21 protein-coding genes are annotated in these 22,978 nt (G+C 73.3%); 5 read left to right on the top strand and 16 right to left on the bottom strand.

The annotated features are described in order from the left end of the window. From ACFVVX_RS16290 to ACFVVX_RS16280, 3 genes are all read right to left on the bottom strand, one after another. Window positions 1–2,396 (bottom strand): NPCBM/NEW2 domain-containing protein (locus ACFVVX_RS16290; RefSeq protein ID WP_387945880.1); only part of this gene is annotated, 2,396 nt, incomplete at its 3' end. Window positions 2,397–3,401: 1,005 nt separating this feature from the next. Then, window positions 3,402–3,977, bottom strand: coding sequence for a DUF4865 family protein (locus tag ACFVVX_RS16285; protein WP_387945878.1), 576 nt, complete (start codon window positions 3,975–3,977; stop codon window positions 3,402–3,404). Between the two features lie 131 nt (window positions 3,978–4,108). Then, a complete protein-coding gene (locus ACFVVX_RS16280) occupies window positions 4,109–4,690 on the bottom strand; it encodes a TetR/AcrR family transcriptional regulator (protein WP_387945876.1) in 582 nt (193 codons plus the stop codon). A gap of 122 nt (window positions 4,691–4,812) precedes the next feature. Between ACFVVX_RS16280 and ACFVVX_RS16275 the strand changes: the two genes are divergently transcribed. Then, on the top strand, window positions 4,813–5,802 hold the full coding sequence (locus ACFVVX_RS16275) for an aldo/keto reductase (protein ID WP_387945874.1): 990 nt from the start codon (window positions 4,813–4,815) through the stop codon (window positions 5,800–5,802). 116 nt (window positions 5,803–5,918) lie between these two features. Continuing rightward, window positions 5,919–6,041 (top strand): hypothetical protein, encoded by a 123-nt coding sequence (locus ACFVVX_RS16270; protein WP_387945872.1) that lies wholly within the window; start codon window positions 5,919–5,921, stop codon window positions 6,039–6,041. Window positions 6,042–6,059: 18 nt separating this feature from the next. Here the strand turns inward: ACFVVX_RS16270 and ACFVVX_RS16265 are convergent, their stop codons facing one another. The 6 genes from ACFVVX_RS16265 to ACFVVX_RS16240 form a co-directional block, all read right to left on the bottom strand. Continuing rightward, window positions 6,060–7,136, bottom strand: a complete 1,077-nt coding sequence (locus ACFVVX_RS16265) for an LLM class flavin-dependent oxidoreductase (protein WP_387945870.1) — start codon at window positions 7,134–7,136, stop codon at window positions 6,060–6,062. Between the two features lie 4 nt (window positions 7,137–7,140). After that, window positions 7,141–8,046 carry an ABC transporter substrate-binding protein gene (locus ACFVVX_RS16260; protein ID WP_387945868.1) on the bottom strand — a complete coding sequence of 302 codons (906 nt, stop codon included), beginning with the start codon at window positions 8,044–8,046 and terminating at the stop codon, window positions 7,141–7,143. Window positions 8,047–8,135: 89 nt separating this feature from the next. Next, window positions 8,136–8,843 (bottom strand): ABC transporter ATP-binding protein, encoded by a 708-nt coding sequence (locus tag ACFVVX_RS16255; RefSeq protein ID WP_387945866.1) that lies wholly within the window; start codon window positions 8,841–8,843, stop codon window positions 8,136–8,138. Further along, on the bottom strand, window positions 8,840–9,658 hold the full coding sequence (locus tag ACFVVX_RS16250) for an ABC transporter permease (protein ID WP_387946197.1): 819 nt from the start codon (window positions 9,656–9,658) through the stop codon (window positions 8,840–8,842). Before ACFVVX_RS16250 ends, ACFVVX_RS16255 begins: the two co-directional genes overlap by 4 nt. A gap of 110 nt (window positions 9,659–9,768) precedes the next feature. Next, a complete protein-coding gene (locus ACFVVX_RS16245) occupies window positions 9,769–10,791 on the bottom strand; it encodes an NrtA/SsuA/CpmA family ABC transporter substrate-binding protein (RefSeq protein WP_387945864.1) in 1,023 nt (340 codons plus the stop codon). Between the two features lie 138 nt (window positions 10,792–10,929). Further along, window positions 10,930–11,961, bottom strand: coding sequence for an ABC transporter substrate-binding protein (locus ACFVVX_RS16240; protein WP_387945862.1), 1,032 nt, complete (start codon window positions 11,959–11,961; stop codon window positions 10,930–10,932). A 383-nt stretch (window positions 11,962–12,344) separates the two neighbouring features. Between ACFVVX_RS16240 and ACFVVX_RS16235 the strand changes: the two genes are divergently transcribed. Then, entirely contained in the window at window positions 12,345–13,127 is a 783-nt protein-coding gene (locus ACFVVX_RS16235) for an IclR family transcriptional regulator (protein ID WP_387945860.1), read from the top strand. Between the two features lie 112 nt (window positions 13,128–13,239). Here ACFVVX_RS16235 and ACFVVX_RS16230 read toward each other — a convergent pair whose 3' ends face one another. The 7 genes from ACFVVX_RS16230 to ACFVVX_RS16200 form a co-directional block, all read right to left on the bottom strand. Next, window positions 13,240–13,941 (bottom strand): winged helix-turn-helix domain-containing protein, encoded by a 702-nt coding sequence (locus ACFVVX_RS16230; protein WP_387945858.1) that lies wholly within the window; start codon window positions 13,939–13,941, stop codon window positions 13,240–13,242. 82 nt (window positions 13,942–14,023) lie between these two features. Beyond that, window positions 14,024–14,152, bottom strand: coding sequence for a hypothetical protein (locus tag ACFVVX_RS16225; RefSeq protein WP_387945856.1), 129 nt, complete (start codon window positions 14,150–14,152; stop codon window positions 14,024–14,026). 224 nt (window positions 14,153–14,376) lie between these two features. Then, the gene (locus ACFVVX_RS16220) at window positions 14,377–14,508 is read right to left on the bottom strand and encodes a hypothetical protein (protein ID WP_387945854.1); all 132 of its coding nucleotides are present in this window, start codon (window positions 14,506–14,508) and stop codon (window positions 14,377–14,379) included. Between the two features lie 151 nt (window positions 14,509–14,659). Beyond that, window positions 14,660–15,313 carry an ATP/GTP-binding protein gene (locus ACFVVX_RS16215; RefSeq protein WP_387945852.1) on the bottom strand — a complete coding sequence of 218 codons (654 nt, stop codon included), beginning with the start codon at window positions 15,311–15,313 and terminating at the stop codon, window positions 14,660–14,662. Further along, window positions 15,294–15,698 (bottom strand): DUF742 domain-containing protein, encoded by a 405-nt coding sequence (locus tag ACFVVX_RS16210; RefSeq protein ID WP_387946195.1) that lies wholly within the window; start codon window positions 15,696–15,698, stop codon window positions 15,294–15,296. Before ACFVVX_RS16210 ends, ACFVVX_RS16215 begins: the two co-directional genes overlap by 20 nt. A gap of 230 nt (window positions 15,699–15,928) precedes the next feature. Continuing rightward, window positions 15,929–16,348 carry a roadblock/LC7 domain-containing protein gene (locus ACFVVX_RS16205; protein WP_387945850.1) on the bottom strand — a complete coding sequence of 140 codons (420 nt, stop codon included), beginning with the start codon at window positions 16,346–16,348 and terminating at the stop codon, window positions 15,929–15,931. After that, entirely contained in the window at window positions 16,345–19,143 is a 2,799-nt protein-coding gene (locus tag ACFVVX_RS16200) for a nitrate- and nitrite sensing domain-containing protein (protein WP_387945848.1), read from the bottom strand. Before ACFVVX_RS16200 ends, ACFVVX_RS16205 begins: the two co-directional genes overlap by 4 nt. Before the next feature lie 454 nt (window positions 19,144–19,597). On the opposite strand from ACFVVX_RS16200, the gene ACFVVX_RS16195 reads away from it, so the two are divergent. Further along, the gene (locus tag ACFVVX_RS16195; protein WP_387945846.1) at window positions 19,598–21,424 is read left to right on the top strand and encodes an AMP-dependent synthetase/ligase; all 1,827 of its coding nucleotides are present in this window, start codon (window positions 19,598–19,600) and stop codon (window positions 21,422–21,424) included. 203 nt (window positions 21,425–21,627) lie between these two features. Next, entirely contained in the window at window positions 21,628–22,782 is a 1,155-nt protein-coding gene (locus ACFVVX_RS16190) for a polysaccharide deacetylase family protein (RefSeq protein WP_387945844.1), read from the top strand. The last annotated feature ends 196 nt before the right edge of the window (window positions 22,783–22,978 follow it).

Below are 22,978 nucleotides of genomic sequence, written 5' to 3'. Positions count from 1 at the left end.
GCATAGGTGATGACGCTGTCGGCGTGCGTGCCGACGCCCTTGGCATAGGCCGTGCCGTTCAGCCTGATCGGGTTCGAGTCGACGCTCCGGTCCTTGTGGACGGTGCCGGAGCCACTGCTGGCACTGCTCCAGGTGAGGTCGCTCAGATCGACCGTCTGCCCGTTCCCGCCGGCGGCGGTGGAGACGGCGACGGCGTTGCTGGCCCCGGAGACGTTCTCGGCGGCGTCGACGGCCTTCACGGTGAACGTGTACGGCGTCGAGGCGGACAGCCCCGTCACGGTGAAGCCGGTACCCGTCGACGAGCCGACGAGCGTGGTGCCGCGGTAGACCTGGTAGCCGGTCACGCCGACGTTGTCGGTCGACGCCGTCCACGACAGGTCCACGCTGTTCGACGTCACGTTGGCGGAGGTGAGGCCGGTCGGCGCGGTCGGAGCCGCGGTGTCGCCCCCCGCGGCCCCGGCGGTCGCGGTCACGGTCGCGCCGCTGACCACCGGGACGGTCACGTAGGACACCGTCTTGCCGTACAGCGACTTGGTCTGCGGCGTCTGGGCGATGCCGTTCACGGTGATGGTGGCGGGGGTCCCGTAGAACTGGGCCTCCCAGTTGACGGTGCCGCCGGAGGTGTTGGTCAGCGTGGAGCCCGTCGTGCCGGTGTGCTTGAGCTTCAGGTCGTTGTCACCGACCTTGAGGTGGTCGATCGTCACCCACGGCGTCTCGGCGGTCAGCCGCGAGACGGTGGCCACCCTGTCGTTCGGGGCGTCCGGCTGCACTCCCATCATGCCGTCGATGACGCTGCTGACCGCCGTGAACGAGACCTCGGGGTAGGTGTTCCGGTCGGCCATCAGCTTCTTGAGCCAGCCCCAGCCCTCCGAGGACCGGTTGTACTGGTAGTACATCTCCGGCAGGTAGGAGGTCGCCTCGACGTTCAGGTCGTCGTCGTTGGCGGCGATGAAGTCCAGGTAGCCGCTGGTCCTGGCGCCGTGGTCGCCCAGCCCCGTCAGCATCATCAGGAAGCTCGCCTCGTGGCCCCAGCTGCTGTAGCCCGTGCCGGCGGCGTCCTTGCCGCGGACGTACCGGTTGTTGGACGCGTCCCACCAGCTGCTCTCGAACTGGTCGCGCACCCGCTGGGCCCGATCGGCCCACTTCCTGCTGCCGGCGCTGTCGCCCTTGGCCTTCAGGATCTCCGAATAGGCCAGCATCGACTGGTACTGGTACCCGAGCGAATCGGCTGCGGAGACCAGGTTCTCGTTCGGGAACTCGAAGAACGTCGCCGTGTACTCGCCGGGCTGCTTCTTGGACACCGGCTGCTCACTCGCCGGGTTCGCGTCGTTCCAGGTGACCCCGTGGCCGGCCAGGAACGGACCCATCGTCGAGTCGTAGTACGCGGAAAGGATCGGATCGTTGATCCAGTCCGTGTTCCCCGTCCACTGGTACTGCTTGTACGCCTTGGCCATCAGGTTGAACGGCGAGGGCAGTTCCCGGAACCCGGTGCCGTCGATGTAGTACATGGCTCCGGAGGAGCTGTGCGCCCACAGCGGCCAGCCGTTCTGGCCCGGATCGTCGGCATCGCCGGCGAAAGTCTTCAGCATGCTGAACGTCTCGGCGTCCAGGCCGAGGGCGTGCGCGCCGTCCGACTGGTGCGCGATGTCCCGGTTGTAGTAGGACTCCCGGTTGGTGTACGCGCCCCAGTAGCCGGGGGCCACCGCCGTGTGCGTGGCGTCCTGGAGGCGCCACCACTCGGGTTCGTGCCCCATCATCGGGTTCCCCGGGTAGAACGTCATGCCCAGGGCCCGGTCCTTGCCCCAGTTGAAGCCGTCGTTCAGTGCCGCGTTCGGTGAATCGATGGCCAGCGCGCTGGTCGGCGGCCCGACGTGCGCCTGGATCGTGATCCGGTCGACGCGCGGCACGTCGCCGGCGGCCGTGGCCGTCAGCTCGATGACGTCACCGGCCTTGAGCCTCACCTTGCTCGACGTGCGGGTGTCGATGTCCATCGGGTCGGTGTAGTCACGGCCGTTCCGCTGGGAAGTCGCCCACGAATCCACCGGGGTGGAGTTCACCGAGATCCGGTAGGTCACTCCGTTCGCGGTCTTGCCGTTGTAGCGCGTGATGAGGTCGTACGCTCCGTCGGGGCCGTTGAACGTCGTGGTGGCGGTGCTGGTCTGCCCCGCCGCGCCCCGGACATAGGTGACGTTGTCGACCGTCCTGCCGTTCCAGGTGTGATTCACCGTCTCCGTCGCGAAGTTGGTCAGCGACATGTTCTCGGCTTCGACCACGTAGGGCGCCGCCGTCGGCTGCACCGCCATCGGCTGCGCCACCGCGGCCGCACCGGGAAGGACGATCGCGGTACCGGCTGATGCGAGGACGGCAGACAGTGCACAGGCGAGAAATCGACGCATGTGCGATCGATCCTTTCGTGTGGGGGAGTTCGCGTTTCGACGCCGGTCGGCCTCGACCGCACGTCTGTGGGGGTGTGGAGCATGCCGGGACGGAGCGGTCCCGGCGGTTCTCGGCGGTCCGGACCTGGCGGCGCGGGGCGGCTCCGGAGCCCTGTCATCGCGCGTGCGGTGCGACCGCCCGTCTGATCGCGTCGACACCGACGCACGGCCGGGATTCCTCCAGCCGAACGAAGTCACCTGAGCCGTGACCGCTTTCGCTCAGGCCTGCCGGCCGCCGCTGCCTCGGGGTTCGGCAGGGCGGGACCGGCGGGATCGAGGGGGCGGGCAACCCGGTTGGGGAGGGCTGGCTCTCGAACGGTGCCGGCACAAGGCGGTTCTGACACAGGGCGGTTCCGACACAAGGCGGTTCCGACACAAGGTGGTTTCGACACAGCGCGGCGCTGACACAACGCGGTGCCGGCACCAGGGGACGCAGGAGAGCGGTGAGCGTGAGCCGCGCCGAACGCGGCCGCGGGGCACGAATAACTCCTTTCATCGCACGCCGTGTTGAAAGATGTTCAACTGTGTTGCCTATTGAGCACTTTGCAGAGAAGTGGTGTCAATAGCTGCGTCCGGACCGATCGCGTCGGCCTCGCCCCCGACAGGCCGGGCCCCTCGGCCCCGACGCACCGCCCCAGCGCGCTCGAACCCGAGGCATCCGCCCCGGCCGACGCCGCATATCCGCAGGTCGGCAGCTCGACGCGGGAGAACGGCAGCTGCCCCGGTCAGGCGGCCGGGGCAGGTCGGCCGTGGTCGGAGCGGCGCGGGAAAGTCGGGACCAATCATCAACTTGCAGTGATCAACTGAAGCAACCTCAGAAAGTTTTCATCGATGTGTTGCATGTCGCGGCAGGCGTGAGTAGCGTCCTCCCCGCAGGGCTCAGCCGGGCGCGCGTCGGGCGCGCCGCGGCCGCCGGGCGGTGCGGCTCCACCGGACGGGGCCGCACCGTCGGACTGCTCGGCCCTCTCACCAGTGGCGGCCGACGGGCAGCTGGTCGAGTGCGGGTCGGGAGAGGTGCAGCACCCGGTAGCGGTCGCCGGGCTCGCCCTCGGGGGCCGGGCCGTGCCACAGGGCGAGGCGCAGCAGCTCCCAGCGGGCGGGATCGACGGCGACGGCGGCCGCGAACAGGGAGGAGTGGTCGGGCAGTTCGGCGAGGGCCTGCTCCACGGCCTCGGCCGGGTCGGCTCCCTCGGGGATGCGGTCGATCCGCCGGGTCGCGGCGTCCGGGGCCGTACCGGTGTCCCCGAGGCGCAGCCCGGCGCCGAGCCAGTGCCGCACGGGCGGGCGGCCGAAGTCGGCGATGATGCCGCGGAAGCCCGGGCCCCAGAGGAAGGCGTTCATGCCCTCGGGGGTGTGCCAAAGGTAGAACGGCGCGTACTGGTTGACGGGCGAGCCGTCCTGGCCGCGCTCGCGGACCAGGTAGGCCTTGAGGCCGAGGCCGGGGTAGGCGTCGAGCAGGTGGCCCCGGTCGGCGACCCGCCTGCGGATGATCCCCATGTCGTAGTCGGCGGGGAGGGTGATCTCGTACTGCATGGCGTGCACGGGTGGTCTCCTCCTGTGGCGGGGCGGTATCGGGCCGGTCGGCGCGGTACCGGCCCTCGGGTCGGCGCGGTACCGCTCCTCGGGTCGGGGCGGTGCGCCGGTCGGCTTCAGTCGGTGCGCCCCGATCGGCTTCAGACGGTGCGCTGGGCGGCGAGCAGGCCGAGGGCCCCGCGGACGGCCTGTCGGAACGGTTCGGCGGTGCCGGCGGCGCGGGCGAGGACGTAGCCGCCCTGGACGACGGCGAGCACGGCGGCGGCGAGGTCGGCCGGGTCGGGGCCGGGGACGAGCTCGCCGTCGGCCCGGCCCTCGGCGATCACCTCGGCGAGCCGGCCGTGCAGCCGGCCGAAGGTCTCCTCGACCGGGGCGCGCAGCCGGGCGTCGGCGATGACGTCCGGGTCCTGGGCCATCCGGCCCATCCGGCAGCCGCGCAGCACCTCGCGCTCGCGGTTCAGGTAGGCGGCGATGCGCTCGTACGCGGTACCGGGGCCGGAGATGTCGGCCTCGGCGGCGGCCTGCAGCTGCTCGGCGCTGCGGCGCAGTGCGGCGGCCGCGAGGTCGGGCTTGCCCTCGAAGTGGTGGTACATGCTGCCCTGGCCGACGCCGGCGCGCTGCTGGATGGCCTTGGGGCTGGTGCCGACGTAGCCGCGCTCCCAGAGGAGGTCCTGGGTGCTCTCGATGAGGCGGTCCTGGGTTGCCATGCGAGCACTGTACATACCAGTAGGTACAGAGGGCCAAGGGCTCGGTGCGGCGGCCGCGGAACGAGGATCCGCGCCGCCCCGCGGCAGGCCGCGATCGGTCCTCCCGGGGGCTGCCCGGAGCTGGCAGGATGTCCGACATGAGCTACCTCGCCGCGGATGACCGCTACGCCTCGATGACCTACCGCCGGGCCGGCCGCAGTGGCGTGCAGCTGCCCGCCGTCTCACTGGGCCTGTGGCACAACTTCGGTGACGCCCAGCCGCTGGAGGTGCAGCGGGCCGTGCTGCGCCGCGCCTTCGACCGGGGCATCACCCACTTCGACCTGGCGAACAACTACGGCCCGCCGTACGGCAGCGCCGAGCGCAACTTCGGCCACCTGTTCGCCCAGGACTTCCGCCCGTACCGGGACGAGCTGTTCATCGCCTCCAAGGCGGGCTACGACATGTGGCCCGGACCGTACGGGGACGGCGGCAGCCGCAAGTACCTGCTCGCCAGCCTGGACCAGTCGCTGGGCCGAATGGGCCTGGACTACGTGGACGTCTTCTACTCGCACCGCCACGACCCGGACACTCCGCTGGAGGAGACGATGGGCGCGCTGGACCAGGCGGTGCGCTCCGGCCGGGCGCTGTACGCGGGCATCTCCAACTACCCGGCGGAGCAGCACCGGGAGGCGGTGGCGATCCTGCGGGACCTGGGCACGCCGGTGCTGATGAACCAGTGCGCGTACTCGATCCTCAACCGGTACGTCGAGGACGGCGTGCTGGACGCCGTCGGCGACACACAGACCAGCCTGATCGCCTACTCCCCGCTCGCCCAGGGCCTGTTGACCGACCGCTACCTGTCCGGCGAGGTGCCGGCCGGCTCGCGGATGTCGGTCGGGCACTTCCTGCGGGAGGAGGCGCTGACCGGCGCCAAGCTGGAGCAGCTGCGGTCCCTGGACAAGGTGGCCGAGCGGCGCGGGCAGACGCTGGCGCAGCTGGCGCTCTCCTGGGTGCTGCGCGACCCGCGGGTGGTGTCGGTGATCATCGGGGCGAGCAGCGTCGCCCAGCTGGACCAGAACATCGACGCGCTGAACGGCGGCCCGCTGACCGCCGAGGAGCTGGCGGAGATCGACGCGCTCAGCCGCTGAGCCGACGGTCACCTGGCGCGGCCCGGACGATCGGGCCGCACCACGTGACCTGCGGGGGCCTCGGGGCGTTGTACCGTCCGCACACGTCCTTCGAGACCTCGGGAGTCCCCGTGCGGATGATCCTCCTTCGGAGCATGGCGCGCTTCGCCCACCGGCTGGCGCTGACCGCCCCCGTGCCGTTCCCGCTGCTGCCGGGTGCGCGGCCCTTGGCCGACACCCGGCAGCCGCACCACGGGTGACGGCCGACAGCCCGACGGTCAGCGGCGGTTGACGCCCAGGGCCGGCAGGACGGTCTCGGCGACGCGGTGGGCCTCCTCCAGCAGCGGGTTGCCGGAGAGGATGAAGGTGTCCACGCCGAGCGACTCGAACTCCTGGAGGCGCTCGACCACCTGGGCGGTCGAGCCGACCACCGCCGTGCCGGGCCCGGGCCGGAACAGGCCCATTCCGGGCCAGAGGTTCGGGTAGCTCTCCAACTCCCGTGCACGGGCCGGGACCTTGCCGCCGTGCTGGCGGAACTGCCGCTGCCAGCCGACCCCGTCCTCGCTCCGGGTGTCGCCCAACTGGCGGGCGTAGGTGGCCTCGCTGGTGACATCGAGCAGCCGGTCGGCGGCGGCCCACGCCTCGTCCTCGGTGTCCCGGACGATCAGGTGCAGCCGCAGCCCGATCCGCAGACTGCGGCCGTACGCGGCGGCACGCTCGCGGACCAGGTCCAGCTTCTCCTTGAGCAGGTGCGGCGGTTCGCCCCAGGTGAGGTAGACGTCGACGTGCTCGGCGGCCATCTCGATGCCGGCCGCCGAACTCCCGCCGAACCAGAGCGGGATGCCTCCGGGCTGGACGGGCGTGAGCTCGCGCAGGCTCGCCCCGGCGTTCCGCAGGTCGTAGAACTCGCCCTTGTGGTCGAAGACCTCACCGGCGGTGAGGCGCTTGACGATCGACCAGTACTCGGCGCTCAGCCGGTAGCGGTCGTCGTGCTCGACGTCCAGGCCGTACTCGCGCAGCTGCGCGGTGGAGCCGTTGACCACGTTGAACCGCAGCCGGCCGCCGTGCAGGTGGTCGAAGCTGAGCGCCATCTTGGCCAGCAGGGTGGGCGAGATCAGCCCGGGGTGGACGGCCAGCAGCGGCTTGAAGCCCGGACCGGTGGCGGCGGCCAGCGCGTTGCCGAGATCCCAGACGTCGTACAGGTCGGTCGCGAGCAGCGCACCGGTGTAGCCCAGGCGCTCGACGCTGCCGGCGAGTTGCTGGAGGTAGCGGAGGTCGACCGGGCGGCGGCCGGCCGGCTCCCACGGGTAGTGGCCCTCGCGCGGGATGATGTACCAGAGGACTTCGGAGGCCATCGGGTCAGACCGCCTTGGCGAGCGCGGCGGCCACCGGGGCCTCCAGAGCGGGCAGATGGGCGTCGGCGACGGTCAGCGCGCGGTCGATGAAGCCGACACCGTGGAAGATGTCCGCGGCCTCCTGCTGCTCGGCGATGAAGTCTGCGGTGGCGGGCTCCAGTCGCCAGGGCAGGCCGGCCAGCGCGCTCTGCCAGTCCTCGGCCGAGCCGCCGAGGTCGGCGGCGGCGATCGCGGCGGCCTCGGCGGGGTTGGCGGCCACCCAGGCGTCCGCCCGGCCCAGCGCGGCACCGATCGCGGCGACCACCTCGGGGCGGTCGGCGGCGAAGGCGCGGCGGGTGAAGAACACCGAGCGGTCGGTGATGACGTCGCCGGTCCGGATCAGCTCGCGGAACCCGCCGGCCCGGCGGGCGGCGGCGAGTTCGGCGCCCTGGGCGATCCATCCGGCGATCTCGCCGTCGCGCAGGCGCTGCGCCGGGTCCGTGCCGGCGGCGGGGCGCACGGGGGTGATGTCGTCGGCGTAGGAGAGTCCCTCGGCGTGCAGGGCCTTGGCGAGCAGGTGGGTCTGCCAGGAGCCGATGCCGAGGACGACGGTGCCGCCCCTGAGGTCGGCGACGCCCTGCACCGGGCCGTCGGCGCGCACCAGCAGGGCGCCGTGGTCGGGGCGGGGGGCGGACACCGCCGCGTACACCAGGTCGTGGCCGGCGGCCTGGGCGGTGACCGGCGGGGTCGAGCCGGTGCCGCCGAAGTCGATGGTGCCGTCGGCGAGCAGGTCACCGGTGCGGGTGCCGTCGGTGTAGTGGTGGAACGCGCCGGTCTCGCCGAGCGGGGCCAACTCCTCGTCCAGGTAGGTCAGGCGGGAGAGGTAGTAGAGGGAGGGGTTGCTGGCGTGGACGCCGAGGGTGATGGCCATGGGGATCTCCAGGGGGGGCGGACTCGGGGGCGGGCTCGGGGCGGGCTCGGGGCGGTCGGACTCGGGGCGGTCGGGAGCCGGGGGACGTGTCAGTGGACGCCGAGGTCGGCGAGCAGGCGGCGGCGCAGCTCGGCGAAGGCCGGGTCGGCCGGGTCGCGGGGGCGGTCGACGGCGACGTGCTCGTCGCGGACCAGCCGGCCGTCCCGCAGGACGGCGACCCGGTCGGCGAGCCGGACGGCCTCCTCGACGTCGTGGGTGACCAGCAGGACGGCCGGCCGGTGGCGGCGGACGAGGTCGCCGACCAGGTCCTGCATGCGCAGCCGGGTCAGCGCGTCCAGGGCGGCGAACGGCTCATCGAGCAGCAGGAGTTGGGGCTCGCGGACGAGCGCCCTGGCGAGCGCCACCCGCTGCGCCTCGCCGCCGGAGAGGGTGGCGGGCCAGGCCTCGGCGTGCTTCTCCAGGCCGACCTCGGCGAGCGCGGCGAGCCCGGTCTCCCGGGTGGCCGCGCCGCGCGGCAGGCCGACCGTGACGTTGGCCAGCACCCGCTTGGACGGGACCAGTCGGGGCTCCTGGAAGACCACCGTCCGCACCGGCGGGACGAGGACGGTACCGGCGTCGGCCTTGTCCAGCGCGCCGAGGATCCGCAGCAGGGTCGTCTTGCCGGTTCCGCTGGCGCCGAGCAGGGCGACGAACTCGCCGCGGGCGATGGAGAGGTCGACGCCGTCGAGGACGGCGCGGGTGCCGAACACCCGGCGCAGACCGCGCAGGTGCACGGCGGGGGTCGCGACGGTGGTCATCGGGCTGCTCCTTGGGTGGCCTTGCGCCAGGGCATCAGGAACCGCTCCAGCACCCGGACGAGGCCGTCGGCGGTGAGGCCGAGCAGGCCGTAGATCAGGATGCAGACGGCGAGGATGTCGGTGCGCGAGTAGTTCTGGGCCTGGGCCATGAGGTAGCCGATGCCCTCGGTGGAGTTGATCTCCTCGGCGGCGATCAGCGCGATCACGCTGAGCGTCATGGACAGCCGGAGCCCGGAGAGCAGCGCGGGCAGTGCGCCGGGCAGCACCACGGTGCGCACGATCGCCCAGCGGCCGAGGCCGAAGCTGCGCATCGCCTCGATCAGTTTGCGGTCGGAGTTGCGGACGCCGCCGGAGGTGGAGACGTACATCGGGAAGCTGGTGGCGACGCCGATCAGAGCGATCTTTGCCGTCTCGGTGATGCCGAACCAGACCATGAACAGCGGGACCAGCGCCAGGAACGGCACGGTCCGCAGGACCTGGACGGCGGAGTCCAGCAGTTCCTCGCCGAGCCGGAAGAAGCCGGTGACCACGCCGAGCACCAGACCGGTGGCGGCGCCGAGGAGCAGGCCGAGGCCGGCCCTGGTGAGCGAGACGGCGAGCGCGTCGGTGAGCTGGCCGTTGCCCCACAACTCGCCGACGGCCTCGGCGACCTGGGCGGGCGAGGCGAGCACGTCCTGGGTGAGCGCGCCGGTGGCGGAGGCCAGGGCCCAGCCGCCGAGCAGGGCGAGCGGGCCGATGGTGCGCAGGATCAGGGCGAGCACGCGGGGGCGGGGTGCGGGCAGCCGGGTGCGGGGGGCGACCAGGCCCGCCTCCAGGGCGGCGGCGGTGTCGGTGGCAGTGGCGGTGGCTTCGGCGGTGGCGTTACCGGTGGCGGTGTCGGAGGGGGGCTGCGCCGGTACCGGCGGGGTCTCGGTGGCCGCGGTGCTCACTTGGCGCCGCCCGCGAGCCCGTTGACGTCGATCAGGTACGGCTTGACGTCGACCAGCTGCTTGGTGACCTTCTGGTCGGCGAAGAACGCCGCGACGGTGGCGAAGCGGGCGGTGTCGGCCTCGGAGATGACATCGGCGGTGGCACCCTGCCGGCTGACGTTGATCGCGACGTCCTTCTCGGCGGGGGTGACGGCGGTCGGCCCCGAGTCGGTGAAGACGTTGAGGTAGCCGGCCGGGTCGGCCTTCTCCTTCAGGCCGTTGTCGTGCAGGTAGGTGTAGAACGCCTTGACGACCTCGGGGTACTTCTCGGCGAAGCCGTTGCGGACCGCCCAGACCGCGTAGTTGTCGGAGCCGACCTCCTTGCCGTTGACCAGGAAGTGCGCACCGGAGTTGGCGATCGACGGGGTGGAGAAGGTGTTCCAGGTGGCCCAGGCTTCCACCTGGCCGGAGTTGAAGACGCCCGAGGTCTGGTCGGCCCGCAGGTAGACGCGTTCGACCTTGTCCGCGGGCACGTTGTTCTTCGCCAACGCCTTGAGCAGCAGGTACTCGCTGGTGCCGCCCTGGGAGACGGCGACCTTCCGTCCGACCAGGTCCTGGACGGTCCTGATCGGGGAGTCGTTCTTCACCAGGATCCCCTCACCGACGCCGTCGGGGGCGGTCTGGGCGAACAGCTTGAAGCCGGGCTTCTGGGCGAGCGCGGCGACGGCCGAGGTGATCGAGCCCTGGGCGACGTCCAGTTGGTCGGCGGAGAGCGCCTGGGCGGCGGGGGCGAACGGGCCGGCGCTGCCGGTCCAGGCGACCTTGGCGTGGACGGCGGCGAGGGCCTTGTCGAGCGAGCCGTCCTTCTTGCCGAGGGCGAGGAACCCGTTGTTGCCGGGGTCGGGCAGCCGCAGCACGGCCTCGGCCCTGCCCCCGCCGTCGGCGGAGGCCTTGGCCCCGTCGGCGGACGAGCCGCAGGCGGCCAGGGCGGTGGTGGCGAGCAGCGCGGCGGCGGTGAGGGCGAGGCGGTGGGTCTTCACGGTCGACTCCAGTTGGGTTCGTCAGGCGGTGGCGGGGGCTGACGGATGGCGAATGACGGACGGCGGGCGACGGATGGCGAATGACGGGCGGCGGGCGACGGATGGCGGGCGACGCGGCGCTGGGCGCTGCGGCGGCGGCTATCCGCGCGCGGCGCCGCGGCGGCGGTCCAGCAGGGCACGGGCGGCGCGCAGGGGCTCGGGGTCGGCCCAGGCGCGGATGTCGACGGCGGCGTCGAGGAAGCCCTGCCCGTGCAGGAACCGCTCCTGCTGCTCCAGCAGGCCGAGGCGCTCCTCGGAGAGGTCGAGGTGCAGGGTCCGGTGGCTGCCGGGCGCGTAGGCCCCGGCGACGCCCTCGGCGCCGGCTCCGGTCTCGGCCTGGAGGATCCGGACCACCTCGGCGGGGTGCTCGGCGGCCCAGTCGGCGGCGTCCAGCAGGACGGCGAGGAAGCGGGCGACCAGGTCGGGGTGGTCGTCCAGCAGGCTCTGGTGGACGGTCACCGGCCGGGGCGTGCCGTTGTTGACCCGGGTGCGGCGGTCCGGCGCGGTGTCCAGTTCGACCGCGACCTCGGCACCGATCCGGCGGGCCGCCTCGACGGCCAGCGCACCCTTGACGTAGACCGCGTCCACGGTGCCGTCCCGCAGCGCGGCGAGTTCGGCGGCCCACTGTCCGCCGCCGGGCGCGGCCGGGACGTCGACCGGCCGGGCGTCGTCCAGGGTGAGCCCGGCGAGCGCGAGCGCACCGTTCAGCCCGGACAGGGCCATGGCCCGCCAGAAGTCGATGCCGATCCCATGACGTGGGACGGCCAGGCGCAGGCCGCGGAGCTGTCCGGGGTCGGTGATGCCGCTGCCGGCCCGGACCAGGACGACCTGGCGCTCCTCGATCCAGGTCAGGCCGACCAGCCTGGTCCGCTCACCGCGTGAACGCGCCCACAGCGCGGGCACGTTGCCCCCCTCGCGGAACAGTCCGGTGAGCGCGTGGGTGTAGTGGTGGTCGGCGGCGACCTCGGGCGGGGCGTCCTGGAGCGAGCGGACGGTGATGCCGTCGGCCGCGAACTCCCGGGCGAGCCAGCCCTGGTCGGCGGCGATTCCGGTGGCGGTGGGGACGGGGCAGCGGGTGAACCAGAGGGTGTCCGGGGCGGCCTGGACGGTGCTGCGGGCGTGGCTGGGCACGGTGGCGGGTTCCTCTGCGGCTGGGGGTGCGCGGGCGCGGCGCGGCACAGGGCATGGGGAGTGCGTGGGGTGTGCGGAGGTCGTCGGACGCGGTGTGCGTCAGCGACAACAGGTGCAGGAAGCGGGGCACCGGTGGGTCGTCACGGCGCTGCTCCTTCCTGCCGGGGCGTCATCCAGGCACCGGGCCTTAGCCGTCCGGTGCGATGTGCCGAGCGTTCCATGGCGTGGGAGCGCGAGGCAAGCCTTTGCCACATCGTGGGATCAGTTGTTCATGAACGCCATCCCATTGCAACGCCACCGACATAATTCCGCAGCACCGGCTGCCATAGTCTGGAAGGGACTTCGGTGAACCCGCCGGAGCGCCGGACAGAACGCGAGGTGCCATGGCCGAGGCCGCGACCGCCGCCCAGAGCCCGCCGGCCGGCGCCCAGGCCGTCCAGCGCGCGCTCGGACTGCTGCACTGTTTCCACGACAACGGCCCCGACCTGAGCGCCTCGGACCTGGCCCGCCGGATGGGGCTTTCGGTCTCCACCGCGCACCGGCTGGCCCGCACCCTGGTCAGCGCCGCGTTCCTGGAGCAGGACGAGCAGACCGCCCGCTACCGGCTCGGACCGGCCGTCGCCGAACTCGGCCAACTCAGCTTCCACCAGCGCGGACTACACCTGGCCGCACCCGAACTCGACCTGCTCGCCCGGCGGACCGGCGCGACCGCCGACCTGGCGATCCGCAGCGGCCCGCACGCGGTGATCCTGGTCGGCGCCTCCGTCCGCCCGGACACCGGGCTGGGGCTGCGCCGACCGCTGCACTCCACCGCGCTGGGCAAGGTGCTACTGGCCTGGCCGCGCTCCGGGGACACCGGCGCGGCGGCGCTCGGCCCGCTGGAGCCCTTCACCCCGCGGACCATCACCGAACCGGAGCTGCTGGCCGCGGAGTTGGCCAAGGTCCGGGCCGCCGGCCACGCGCTCAACGACGGCGAGTCGGCCACCGGGGTCCGCACGGTGGCCGTCCCGGTGCTGGACCACGCCGGACAGGCCCGGTTCGCCCTGGCCGTCCGCTCGACGCCGACCCACCTGACGGACGACCGGCTGGACTGGTTCCTCGGGCACGCCCGGACCTGCGCGGCGGCGCTGGCCGTCCTGCTGCTGCCGCCGGACCACCGGGCCTGACCCGGCGCCACCACCGTTTTTCAGTAAGGGGCCTGACGCGTCGTCAGAACATGCGCACAGGCCCGGCGTTCACCAGGGAACACCGGGCCCGATGCAGGGGTTCGACAGTGGATCAGGCCACCGGGGTGTACTTGTAGCCGACCCGACGGACCGTCACGATGCTGTCCCGGTAGGCGACTCCGAGCTTGCGGCGCAGCCGGGCGACGTGGACGTCCACCGTGCGGCCGTCGCCGACGTGGCCGTAGCCCCAGACCGCCGAGACCAGGTGGTCGCGGGTGTGCACCCGCTGCGGGTGCTCGGTGAGGTGGGCCAGCAGCTCGAACTCCAGGTAGGTGAGGTCGAGCAACCGCCCGTCGACGTAGGCGTTACGGCGCTCCACGTCGACGCTGATGCCGCGGCCGGCGGGCCGGACCGGGCGGACGGCGGCAGCGGCGGGGACGGCCGCCGCGGGAACGGCCGCCGCGGGAACGGCCGGGGCCGCGGGCGCCTGGGCCGGGGCGTCCTCGGCGGGCACCAGGACCAGGTAGCCGACCATCGGGTTCCCGGCCGCGGCGGCGAACTGGGCGCCGTACTGGGCGAGCAGGGCCTGCGACAGCGCGCCCTGCGGAAGCGCGGCGACGACGGTCGCCCCCTCCGGCAGCGCGGCGAGCAGGGACTGCGGCGCCTGGGGCGCGGGGGCCTGCGGGGCGGCCTGGTGCTGCGGGGCCGCGGCCCCGCCGTGCCATCGGTCGGCGGTCGAGGGGATGGACCGGACCGCGCGCAGGTGCGGGGTCGCGGCGGGGAGGGGAAGGGTGGCCGTGGAGGAGGAAGACATGGTGCCGCTCATTTCGCGCGTGACGGACGGGGTGGAGTCGTCTGCGCGTCGACCGGGCGTGCTGCCGGGGGCTGATCCGAGGTCAGCGGGCGGAGAGCCGGGACGCGCTGGGCGAACCCGGACACGTCTGGTCGAACAGGTGCGGCTGCCGGGACGGCCAGAACGGCTCGAGGTCGAAGCGACCCCGGCTGCTGTCCACGACGTTGTTCATGCGCCTATTCAACCATGTGAACGGACCGTTGCACCGCACCGGGTGTGTCGCCCCCGTCACGCAGACGGCAACGGCGGCGGCAGGGATGGGACGTACGGGGTTCACTGGTGCTCTCCGCGAAGCGGGCCTGGGATTTTCCGGCCGACAAGCCGGAAATACGCGTCCGGGTCGACGAATTGGCGGAATGCCGGAGGGTTACCGACAGACCGGGAGGGGTCGCTCGGTCACCGACAGCAGGCGCTGCAGATCAACGCGTGGTCGATGTACCGGCGGATCGTCAGCGCCGGAGTGACCGGCGCGAGCGGCCGGACCGGGGCGGGCGCGACGGTGGGCAGCCGACGGTCAGTGGTCGTCATGATGCCCTCCCCCCTTGCTGCTCCCGGTGCGCCCCGACGGTACGGCCGGGCGGCTTCGACCCAGAGCCTTCCACGCCAGGCCGGGCAAGGCAACCTCCCCGTCGCCGGATGTCCGGCATGCGGACGGCCTGATGAGACGGCGGGGTTCGACTCAGACCCTCGCTGGGGTTCCGCGGCGCCGCGCGGCCGCGTGCTCGACCAGCGTGACCAGCAGTTCCTTCCCGTCCTCGCGGCGCCTGGCGTCGCACAGCAGCACCGGGACGCCGGGGTCGAGGTCGAGCGCGTCGCGGACCTCCTCGGGGGTGAACACCTCGGTGCCCTCGAAACAGTTCACCGCCACCACGAAGGGGATGCCGCGCTGCTCGAAGAAGTCCACCGAGGGGAAGCAGTCGGCCAGCCGCCGGGTGTCGGCGAGCACGACCGCGCCGAGCGAGCCGCGTGCCAGCTCGTCCCAGACGAACCAGAAGCGGTCCTGGCCGGGGGTGCCGAACAGGTAGAGCGCGAGCCCGGGCCGCAGGTCGATCCGGCCGAAGTCCATGGCGACGGTGGTGGTGCGCTTGGCCTCCACGCCCGAGGTGTCGTCCAGCGGGCGGCCGAGCTCGCTCAACTCCTCCTCGGTGCGCAGCGGTCGGATCTCGCTGACCGCGCCGACCAGGGTGGTCTTGCCCGCGCCGAAGCCGCCGGCGACCAGGATCTTCACGGCGACGGCCGGGCCGCCGCGCCAGCGCGGGTCGTTGCCGGCGGCGGCGGCGGGGCCGGCGGCGGCCATGGCGGTCCCGGAGTGGTCAGAGCGCACGGAGTCCATTGATCACGTCTCGCAGCAGGCGCTCGTCCGGCAGCTCGGCGAGCGGAACGGGTCGGGTGACGCTGATCAGTTCGGCGTCGTAGAGGTCGCCGAGCAGCACCCGGACCACGCTGACCGGCAGGTCGGTGTAGGAGCCGAGTTCGGCGACGGAGAGCGGCTCCCGGCGGCACCAGGCCAGGATGGTCTGGTGCTCCGGGTCGAGCACGTGCGCGGGCACGGCCCCCGCGGCCGGCCCGGGCTCGGCTGCGGTGACCAGGGAGATCAGGTCGAACAGGCCGTCCTCGACCGGCCGGGTGCGGCCCCGGGTCATCGAGTACAGCCGAACCACCGGTCCGGCGTCGTCGTCGAACCAGCGGTCGTCGACCGGGGTGCGCGGCCGGAACAGGTCGAGGTCCGACTCGTCCTGCTCCGGGCCGTCGTGGTCCCGGCCTTCCGGGTCCTGGCCGTCCGGGCCGTCCTGACCGCTCGGATCCCGGCCGCTGGGATCCTGACCGCTCGGGCCGTGGCCGTTCGGGTCCTGAACCTGCGGTCCGTCCTGGTCCGGGCCGTCCTGCGCCGGGCCCCGGCCGGGGTCGTCCGGCCCCGGTGTCGGTTCCTGCTCCGCCATCAGGCCGCTCATCTCCCCGGCGGGGCCGTCGCCGTTCGCGGCTCGGCGGCCAGGTGCTCGCCGACCCGCTTGACCAGCAGGGCCATCTCGTAGGCGATCTGGCCGATGTCCGCCTCGGCCTCGCTCAGCACCGCCAGGCAGCTGCCGTCGCCGGCCGCGGTGATGAACAGGAACGCCTCGTCCAGCTCGACCATGGTCTGCCGGACGCCGCCGACCTTGAAGTGTCCGCCGGCCCCCTTGGCCAGGCTGTGGAAGCCGGCCGCGACGGCGGCCAGGTGCTCGGCGTCCTCGCGCTCGAGGCCGCCGGAGGCGCCGGTGGCCAGCCCGTCGCTGGACAGGATCACCGCGTGCCGCAGGGCCGCGACCCGGCCCACCAGGTCGTCCAGGAGCCAGTTGAGGTCCCCGGACGGCTGCGTCGAAGTGGTCATGAATCTGTTCCTTCCGCTGGAGCACGTGGTGCGGGTGGTGCAGGTGGAGCGAAGGGTGCGGGTCGCACCCGTGGTGTGGGTGGTGCGGCGGGGATCCGTCGGACCAGCGACGCGGTGGCCCCGGGAGGGGGCGCGGGCAGCGCCGCGGGGGCGGGCGCCGGGGCGATCGCCCGGCGGGACGGGTCCGGGGGCTCCCAGGCGGGGACCGCGACGGGCCGGGCGGGTGCCGCGGGCGCCGGGGCGCTCGCGCCGCGGCCCCGGGTGAAGCCTCGCTGGAAGGAGGCGAAGGTGGCCCGGGCCTCCTCCGGGGAACGCTCGCGGGCGGAGTCGGGGCCCGCTCCCGGAGCCGCGTCCTGGACGGCGCGCTCCTTGAGCTGCGGGGCGAGGTTCGCCTGCCGGACGCGGCGCGGCAGCGCGCCGGTGCCGGTAGCGGTGCCAGAAGCGGTGCCGGTGCCAGAAGCGGTGCCGGTGCCAGTAGTGGTGCCAGGGCCGGTGCCGGGTCTGAGGTCCTCGACGGGTCTCGCTCCCGCGGCGGCCAGACCGTCCGCACCAGCCACACCGTCCGCGGCGGCCAGGGCCGCCTGCTCCGCCAGCTCCTCGCGGCGGTGCCGTCCGGTCCCCGGCGACTCGCCGTCCCCGGCGGGTGCCGGCACCAGGACCGGTCCGCCCTTGGTCCGGGCCCGGCGCGGCAGGCCGCCCGGGGTCCGGGCCGGCTCGGGTGCCGACGGGCGCGGCCCGCTGTTACCGCGGTGCCGCCCGCTCTGCGGCGCCTGCGGCGCACGGGCGTCGGCGAGCGCCGGCACCGCCACCAGGTCCCGCTGCCCGCGTCGCGCGGAGCCGGCGCCGGCCGGGGCGGTCCGCGGGGCGGCCGCGGCGGCGGGCGGTTCGGGCAGCCCGTCCGGCGCCTCCGCCAGGAGCTCGCGCGGTATCAGCACCACGGCCGTCGTCCCCCCGTACGGCGAGGGCCGCAGGTGCACCCGGATGCCGTGCCGCCGGGCCAGCCGGCTGACCACGAAGAGGCCCAGCCGGTCGGTGTCGGCGAGGTCGAACTCCTGCTCCACGGCGAGGCGCTCGTTGATCTCGGCGAGCGCAGACTCGCTCAGCCCGAGGCCCCGGTCGTCGATCTCCAGCGCGAAGCCGTGCGCCACCACCTCGCCCTGGACGGCGACCTGGGTGTTCGGCGGGGAGAACACCGCGGCGTTCTCGACCAGTTCGGCCACCAGGTGGGTGATGTCCGCGACCGCGCTGCCGAGCAGCCCGGTACCGGGGAACGGCCGGACGCTCACCCGGGCGTAGTCCTCCACCTCGCCGACCGCCGCGCGCACCACGTCGACCATCCGCACCGGCTTGCGCCAGGCCCGCCCCGGCGAACCGCCGGCCAGGATGATCAGGCCCTCGGCGTGCCGGCGCATACGGGTGGTGAGGTGGTCGACCTTGAAGAGGTCCTCCAGCTCCGCCGGGTCCTCGGTGCGGCGCTCCATGGTGTCCAGCAGGGTCAGCTGGCGGTGCAGCAGCACCTGGCTGCGCCGGGCCAGGTTGACGAAGACCGCCGAGACCCCGCGCCGCAGTTCGGCCTGTTCGACGGCGGCCTCGACGGCGGCCCGCTGCACCGCGTTGATGGCGCGCCCGACCTGGCCCACCTCGGCCGGACCGAACTGCAGCTCCGGCGCCTCGACCGCGACGTCCACCGCCTCGCCCCGGCGCAGCCGCAGCATCACCGAGGGCAGCCGGGTGCCGGCCAGCTCGTTCGCCGCGTTGCGCAGGCCGATCAGCTCGCGGGCCAGGCCGCGGCCGATCCGGTAGGAGATCAGCACCGACAGCACCACCGCGACCAGGCCGATCGCACCGGCGATGCCGCCGCGCCAGAGCAGATTGATCGCGTACGAGCGCTCGCGGTCCGCGATCGCCGTGGCCAGCCGGCTGTTGATCGCGGCGAGGTCGCCCAGCGCCCGGTCGGCGGTGTCCCGCCAGGCGTCGCCGTTGATCGCCTGGACCACCCGGTCCGGGCCGCCGGCGCCCACGAAGTCCGCCTCGGCCCGGGCCAGCGCGGCCCAGGCCTCGCCCCCGCGCAGCGCGATGTAGTCGGCCTGGTCCGCCGGGTCCAACTCGATGACGTAGACGGTGAACAGCGCCTGCTGATTGTGCAGCGCGTCCAGCGCGACCTGGAACTGCTCGGCGGTCGGGCGGCTCTTGGCGCTGCGCAGCCCCTCCATCGCCGAGTCCTCCTGCGCGAGGTACTCACGGGCGCGCGCCAGCTCGATCAGGATGGTGCCCTGGCGCGGCAGTTGGCCGCTCTGACGGGCGACGAAGGCGGACCGGAAGCCGAAGATCGGCTTGACCAGGTCGCTGTACTGGCCGAGGGCGAACTCCCAGTTCAGCGCGGAGCGGTTGATCTGGCCGCGCAGCGGACTGAGTTGGTCGGCGGCGGCGAGGATCTGCAGGAAGCGGCCGCGCTGCGCGGCGTCCAGCTTGCCGCCCGCGCTGTTCTTGCGCTCCCGCAGGACGGCGAGGTCCCGGTCGGTGGCCGCCTGGGCGCGCTCGAAGGCGTCGCGCGCGGCCCCCGAGCCCGGGTCGGCCAGCCGCTGGACGGCGGCCCGGCGCTCGTTCTGCAGGTCCCCGGCGTACCGGTCGAGCGGAGCCCCGAACTGCTTGTACGTACTGGTGACCTCCAACTGGCCCCAGACGTCTCCCGTGGTGGCGAGCGTCGCGTACGCCCACAGGGCGGTGAGCGCGACGATGGGCACCAGGAGCAGCGCGATGATCTTCGCGCGGATCGAGCTGCTGCGCAGACGCATGGAGTCCTCGGTCGGGGAAGTGCCAGGCGCGGACGGGGAGGGTGGGGTCGGTTGGCGGTCGGCCTTCGACGATCGTCAGTGGTCAGGGTCGGTCCTCGCCGGGAGTCCCCCGGCCGCAGGTCTGCGAGAGCCTACTACGCCCCGACCACTCGTTCGAGGGTCGAATCCGTCCTCTCCGCAGCCTTGTCCCGATCGTGTCCGGATCATCCCGGACCTCCCTGATTCGCCCGGCTCCGCAGCCTCCCCGAAGCCTCCCCCGAACCTCCCCGACCCGGCCCGCCACGGCACTTTCCGTACGGACAGGTGCCGATCTCGTCGCGTCACGGTCACAACCCTGGGCAGTGACAGAGCTATCCGATAGTTTCGCTCCACCTGCCCGACCTGTTCGGCGCGCCGCCGATCCGGACGCCCGTACGAGTCCGACCGGCAGGACGCAGACGGATACGGGGGCACAGTGCGCGAGTTCACCACCCCTGCCCTGGCCGGACCACCGGCCACCGGCGGACTGGCCGACTCGCTGTACGACACCGCCGAACGCACCCCCGAGCTGGTGCAGCTGGCGCGGCCGGCACCCGGCGGCGGGTGGCAGGAGGTCACCGCACGCGCCTTCCGGGACGAGGTGCTGGCGCTCGCCAAGGGCCTGCTGACCCGCGGCGTGCGGTACGGCGACCGGGTCGGCCTGATGTCCCGGACCAGGTACGAGTGGACCCTGTTCGACTACGCGCTCTGGTCGATCGGCGCCATCCCGGTGCCGATCTACCCCACCTCCTCGGCCGAGCAGGTCCGCTGGATCCTCGCCGAGACCCAGGCGGTGGCCTGCGTGGTCGAGGAGGAGGACCACGCGATGACGGTCGGCGCGGTCTGCGACGCGCTGCCCGACCTCACCGGCATCTGGCAGCTGGACCGCGACTGCATCACCGCGATCACGGAGGACGGCAACGGGGTACCGGACTCCCTGGTCCACCGGCAGCGGCTCGGCGTGGCCGCCGGGAACATCGCCACCGTCGTGTACACCTCCGGCACCACCGGCCGCCCCAAGGGCTGCCTGATCACCCACGCCAACCTGGCCGCCGAGGCCGACAGCCTGCTCGGCGGCTGGGACACCGTCTTCCACGACACCGGCGGCCACCAGCCGTCCACCCTGCTCTTCCTCCCGCTGGCGCACGTCTACGGCCGGGCGGTGCAGGTGGCGGCGATCCGCGGCGGCTTCCGGATCGCGCACATCCCGGAGGTCTCCACCGAGACCCTGTTACCCGCCCTGGCCGTCCTGCGGCCGACCTTCCTGCACGCCGTCCCGTACGTCTTCGACAAGATCTTCCAGCAGGCCCGGCGGGGCGCCGAGGAGGCCGGACGCGGCGAGCTCTTCGAGCAGGCCCGCCAGGTGGCCGTCGACTGGGCGGCCGCCCGCGAACGGCGCGCCTTCGGCCGCGGCCCCGGCCCGAGCCCCAAGCTGCGCCTGCAGCACGCGGCGTACGACCGGGCCGCCTACCAGCGGCTGCGCGCGGCCCTCGGCGGCCGGGTGCGCGCCATCATGTGCGGCGGCTCCACGCTCGGCCGGGAGATCGGCCTCTTCTTCACCGGCGCCGGCTTCCAGCTGTACGCGGGCTACGGGCTGACCGAGACCTCCGCCGCGATCACCGCGAACCCGCCCGGCCGGCAGAAGATGGGCACGGTCGGCCGTCCGCTGCCGGGCGCCACCGTCGCCATCGCCGACGACGGCGAGGTGTGGGTGCGCGGCGACACCGTCTTCGGCGGGTACCTCAACCACCCGCAGTGCACGGCCGAGTCGCTGTACGACGGCTGGTTCGGCACCGGCGACCTGGGCAGCCTGGACGAGGACGGCTACCTCACCATCACCGGCCGCAAGAAGGACCTGATCGTCACCAGCAGCGGCAAGAACCTCGCCCCCGCGGCGCTGGAGGAGCGGGTCCAGGCGCATCCCCTGATCTCCCAGTGCATGGTGGTGGGCGACGACCGCCCCTACGTCGCCGCGCTGATCACCCTGGACCAGGCGGCCCTCGCACACTGGCTGAAGAGCCACGGGCGCGAGCAGCTGGACGAGTGGGCGGTGCTCGCCGACGAGGAGCTGCACACCGAGGTCCAGCGGGCGGTGGCCGCGGCCAACACCGCCGTCTCGCGCGCCGAGTCGATCCGCGCGTTCCGCCTGCTGCCGCGGGAGTTCAGCCTGGAGCAGGGGTTGCTGTCCCCCTCGCTGAAGCTGCGGCGGACGGCGATCACCGAGCGCTACGAGCAGGACATCGAGGAGCTCTACGCTCCCTGACGGTCCGTCTCGTCCCTTTTGTCGGAACGGACATGGGCGCACTTCACCTTCCGTTCCCTTGACGGACCGACTGGTCCAGTCCATTGTTTTGCCTCGGTCTGAGTGCGGCACGCCGACGGCTCCCGCCCCTCGGGGAGCGCCCCCAACTCGATACCGCGCCTCCCCAACGGGCGCGGCCCCCACGCAGGAGTCCTCACTTGTCCATGTCCTCGCGCCTTTCCGCGCTCGCCGCCTGCGCGGCCCTCACGGTGTTCGCGCTCGCCGCGCCCGCCTCCGCCGACGCCGCCCCCACCGCGGCCCCGGCCCCGTCCCAGGCCCCGGCGGCCGACCAGGGCTCGGTCGACCTGGCGACCAACCCCGGTTTCGAGATCCCCGCCTCCTCGCTCGCCGACTGGGGCTCCGTCCCCGGCTGGCGCTGCGCCGGCGGCCCCGCGGAGGCCGCACTCAGCACCACCGCCCCGCACTCCGGCGGCTCGGCCCTGGCCGTCACCCCGCTGAACGGCGACTCCACCGGCGAGTGCGTCCAGACCGTCGCCGTCCAGCCCAACACCACCTACACCGCCTCGGCCTGGGTGCGCGGCTCGTACGTGTTCCTCGGCGCCACCGGCACCGGCCGGGACGTCGCCCCCGCGTGGACGGAGACCACCGGAGGCGGCTGGAAGCAGCTGACCACCCGCTTCACCACCGGCCCGACCGCCTCCACCGTCCGGCTGTACGTGCACGGCTGGTACCAGCAGGGCCCGTTCTCCGTGGACGACGTCCACGTGTCCGGCCCCGCCCCGGCCCCCGCGACCGCCGCCGGCAGCATCGCCACCACCGACAAGGTCGTCTTCTTCACCGTGGACGACGGCTGGCAGCGGACCCCCGAGGCCGAGCGGTTCATCGCCGACCACAAGCTGCCGATCACCGCCTTCCCGCTGCCGATGCCGGCCGGGACCGACCCGGACTACTTCAAGCGGGTCACCGCGGTGGCCGGCTCGTCCGTCCAGGATCACAGCGTCTCCCACACGGACCTCACCACGCTCTCCGCCGCCGAGCAGCAGGTCGAGATCTGCGACGCCCGGGACTCGCTGACCCGCATCTTCGGCACCGCCCCGACGGTCTTCCGCCCGCCGTTCTTCGCCTGGAACGCCGACACCCTCCAGGCCGCCGCCAACTGCGGCATCCGGACCGTCCTCACCGCCACCGCCGACTTCAGCTGGGGCGCCTCCAACGTCTGGCACCCGGGCACCCTCCAGCCCGGCGACGTCGTCCTCCTCCACTGGACCGACACCCTCGCCACCGACCTCCAGCGCGCCCTGGCCGCGGCCGACGCCGCCGGCCTCAAGCCGGCCGGCCTGGCCTCGTACCTGCGCTAGGTCCGACTCGTGCGGCGCGCCGTCGATCCCGGGGGGACCGGCAGCGCGCCGCACGCCACCACCACACGCCACCACCGCACGCCACCGGCCGTCCGTCGGGCGGCACTAGTGCCGCGTCAGGCAACTTTTGCCCGTCAAGGAGCGGCGTCCGGTGCGTGCTATCGGCGTGCCGGCCGGAAGCCCTCGTACTGGACGT

It is taken from the genome of Kitasatospora sp. NPDC058170 (assembly GCF_042883905.1).
GTDB lineage: Bacteria > Actinomycetota > Actinomycetes > Streptomycetales > Streptomycetaceae > Kitasatospora.
This window is presented reverse-complemented; position numbering and strand designations above follow the sequence as displayed.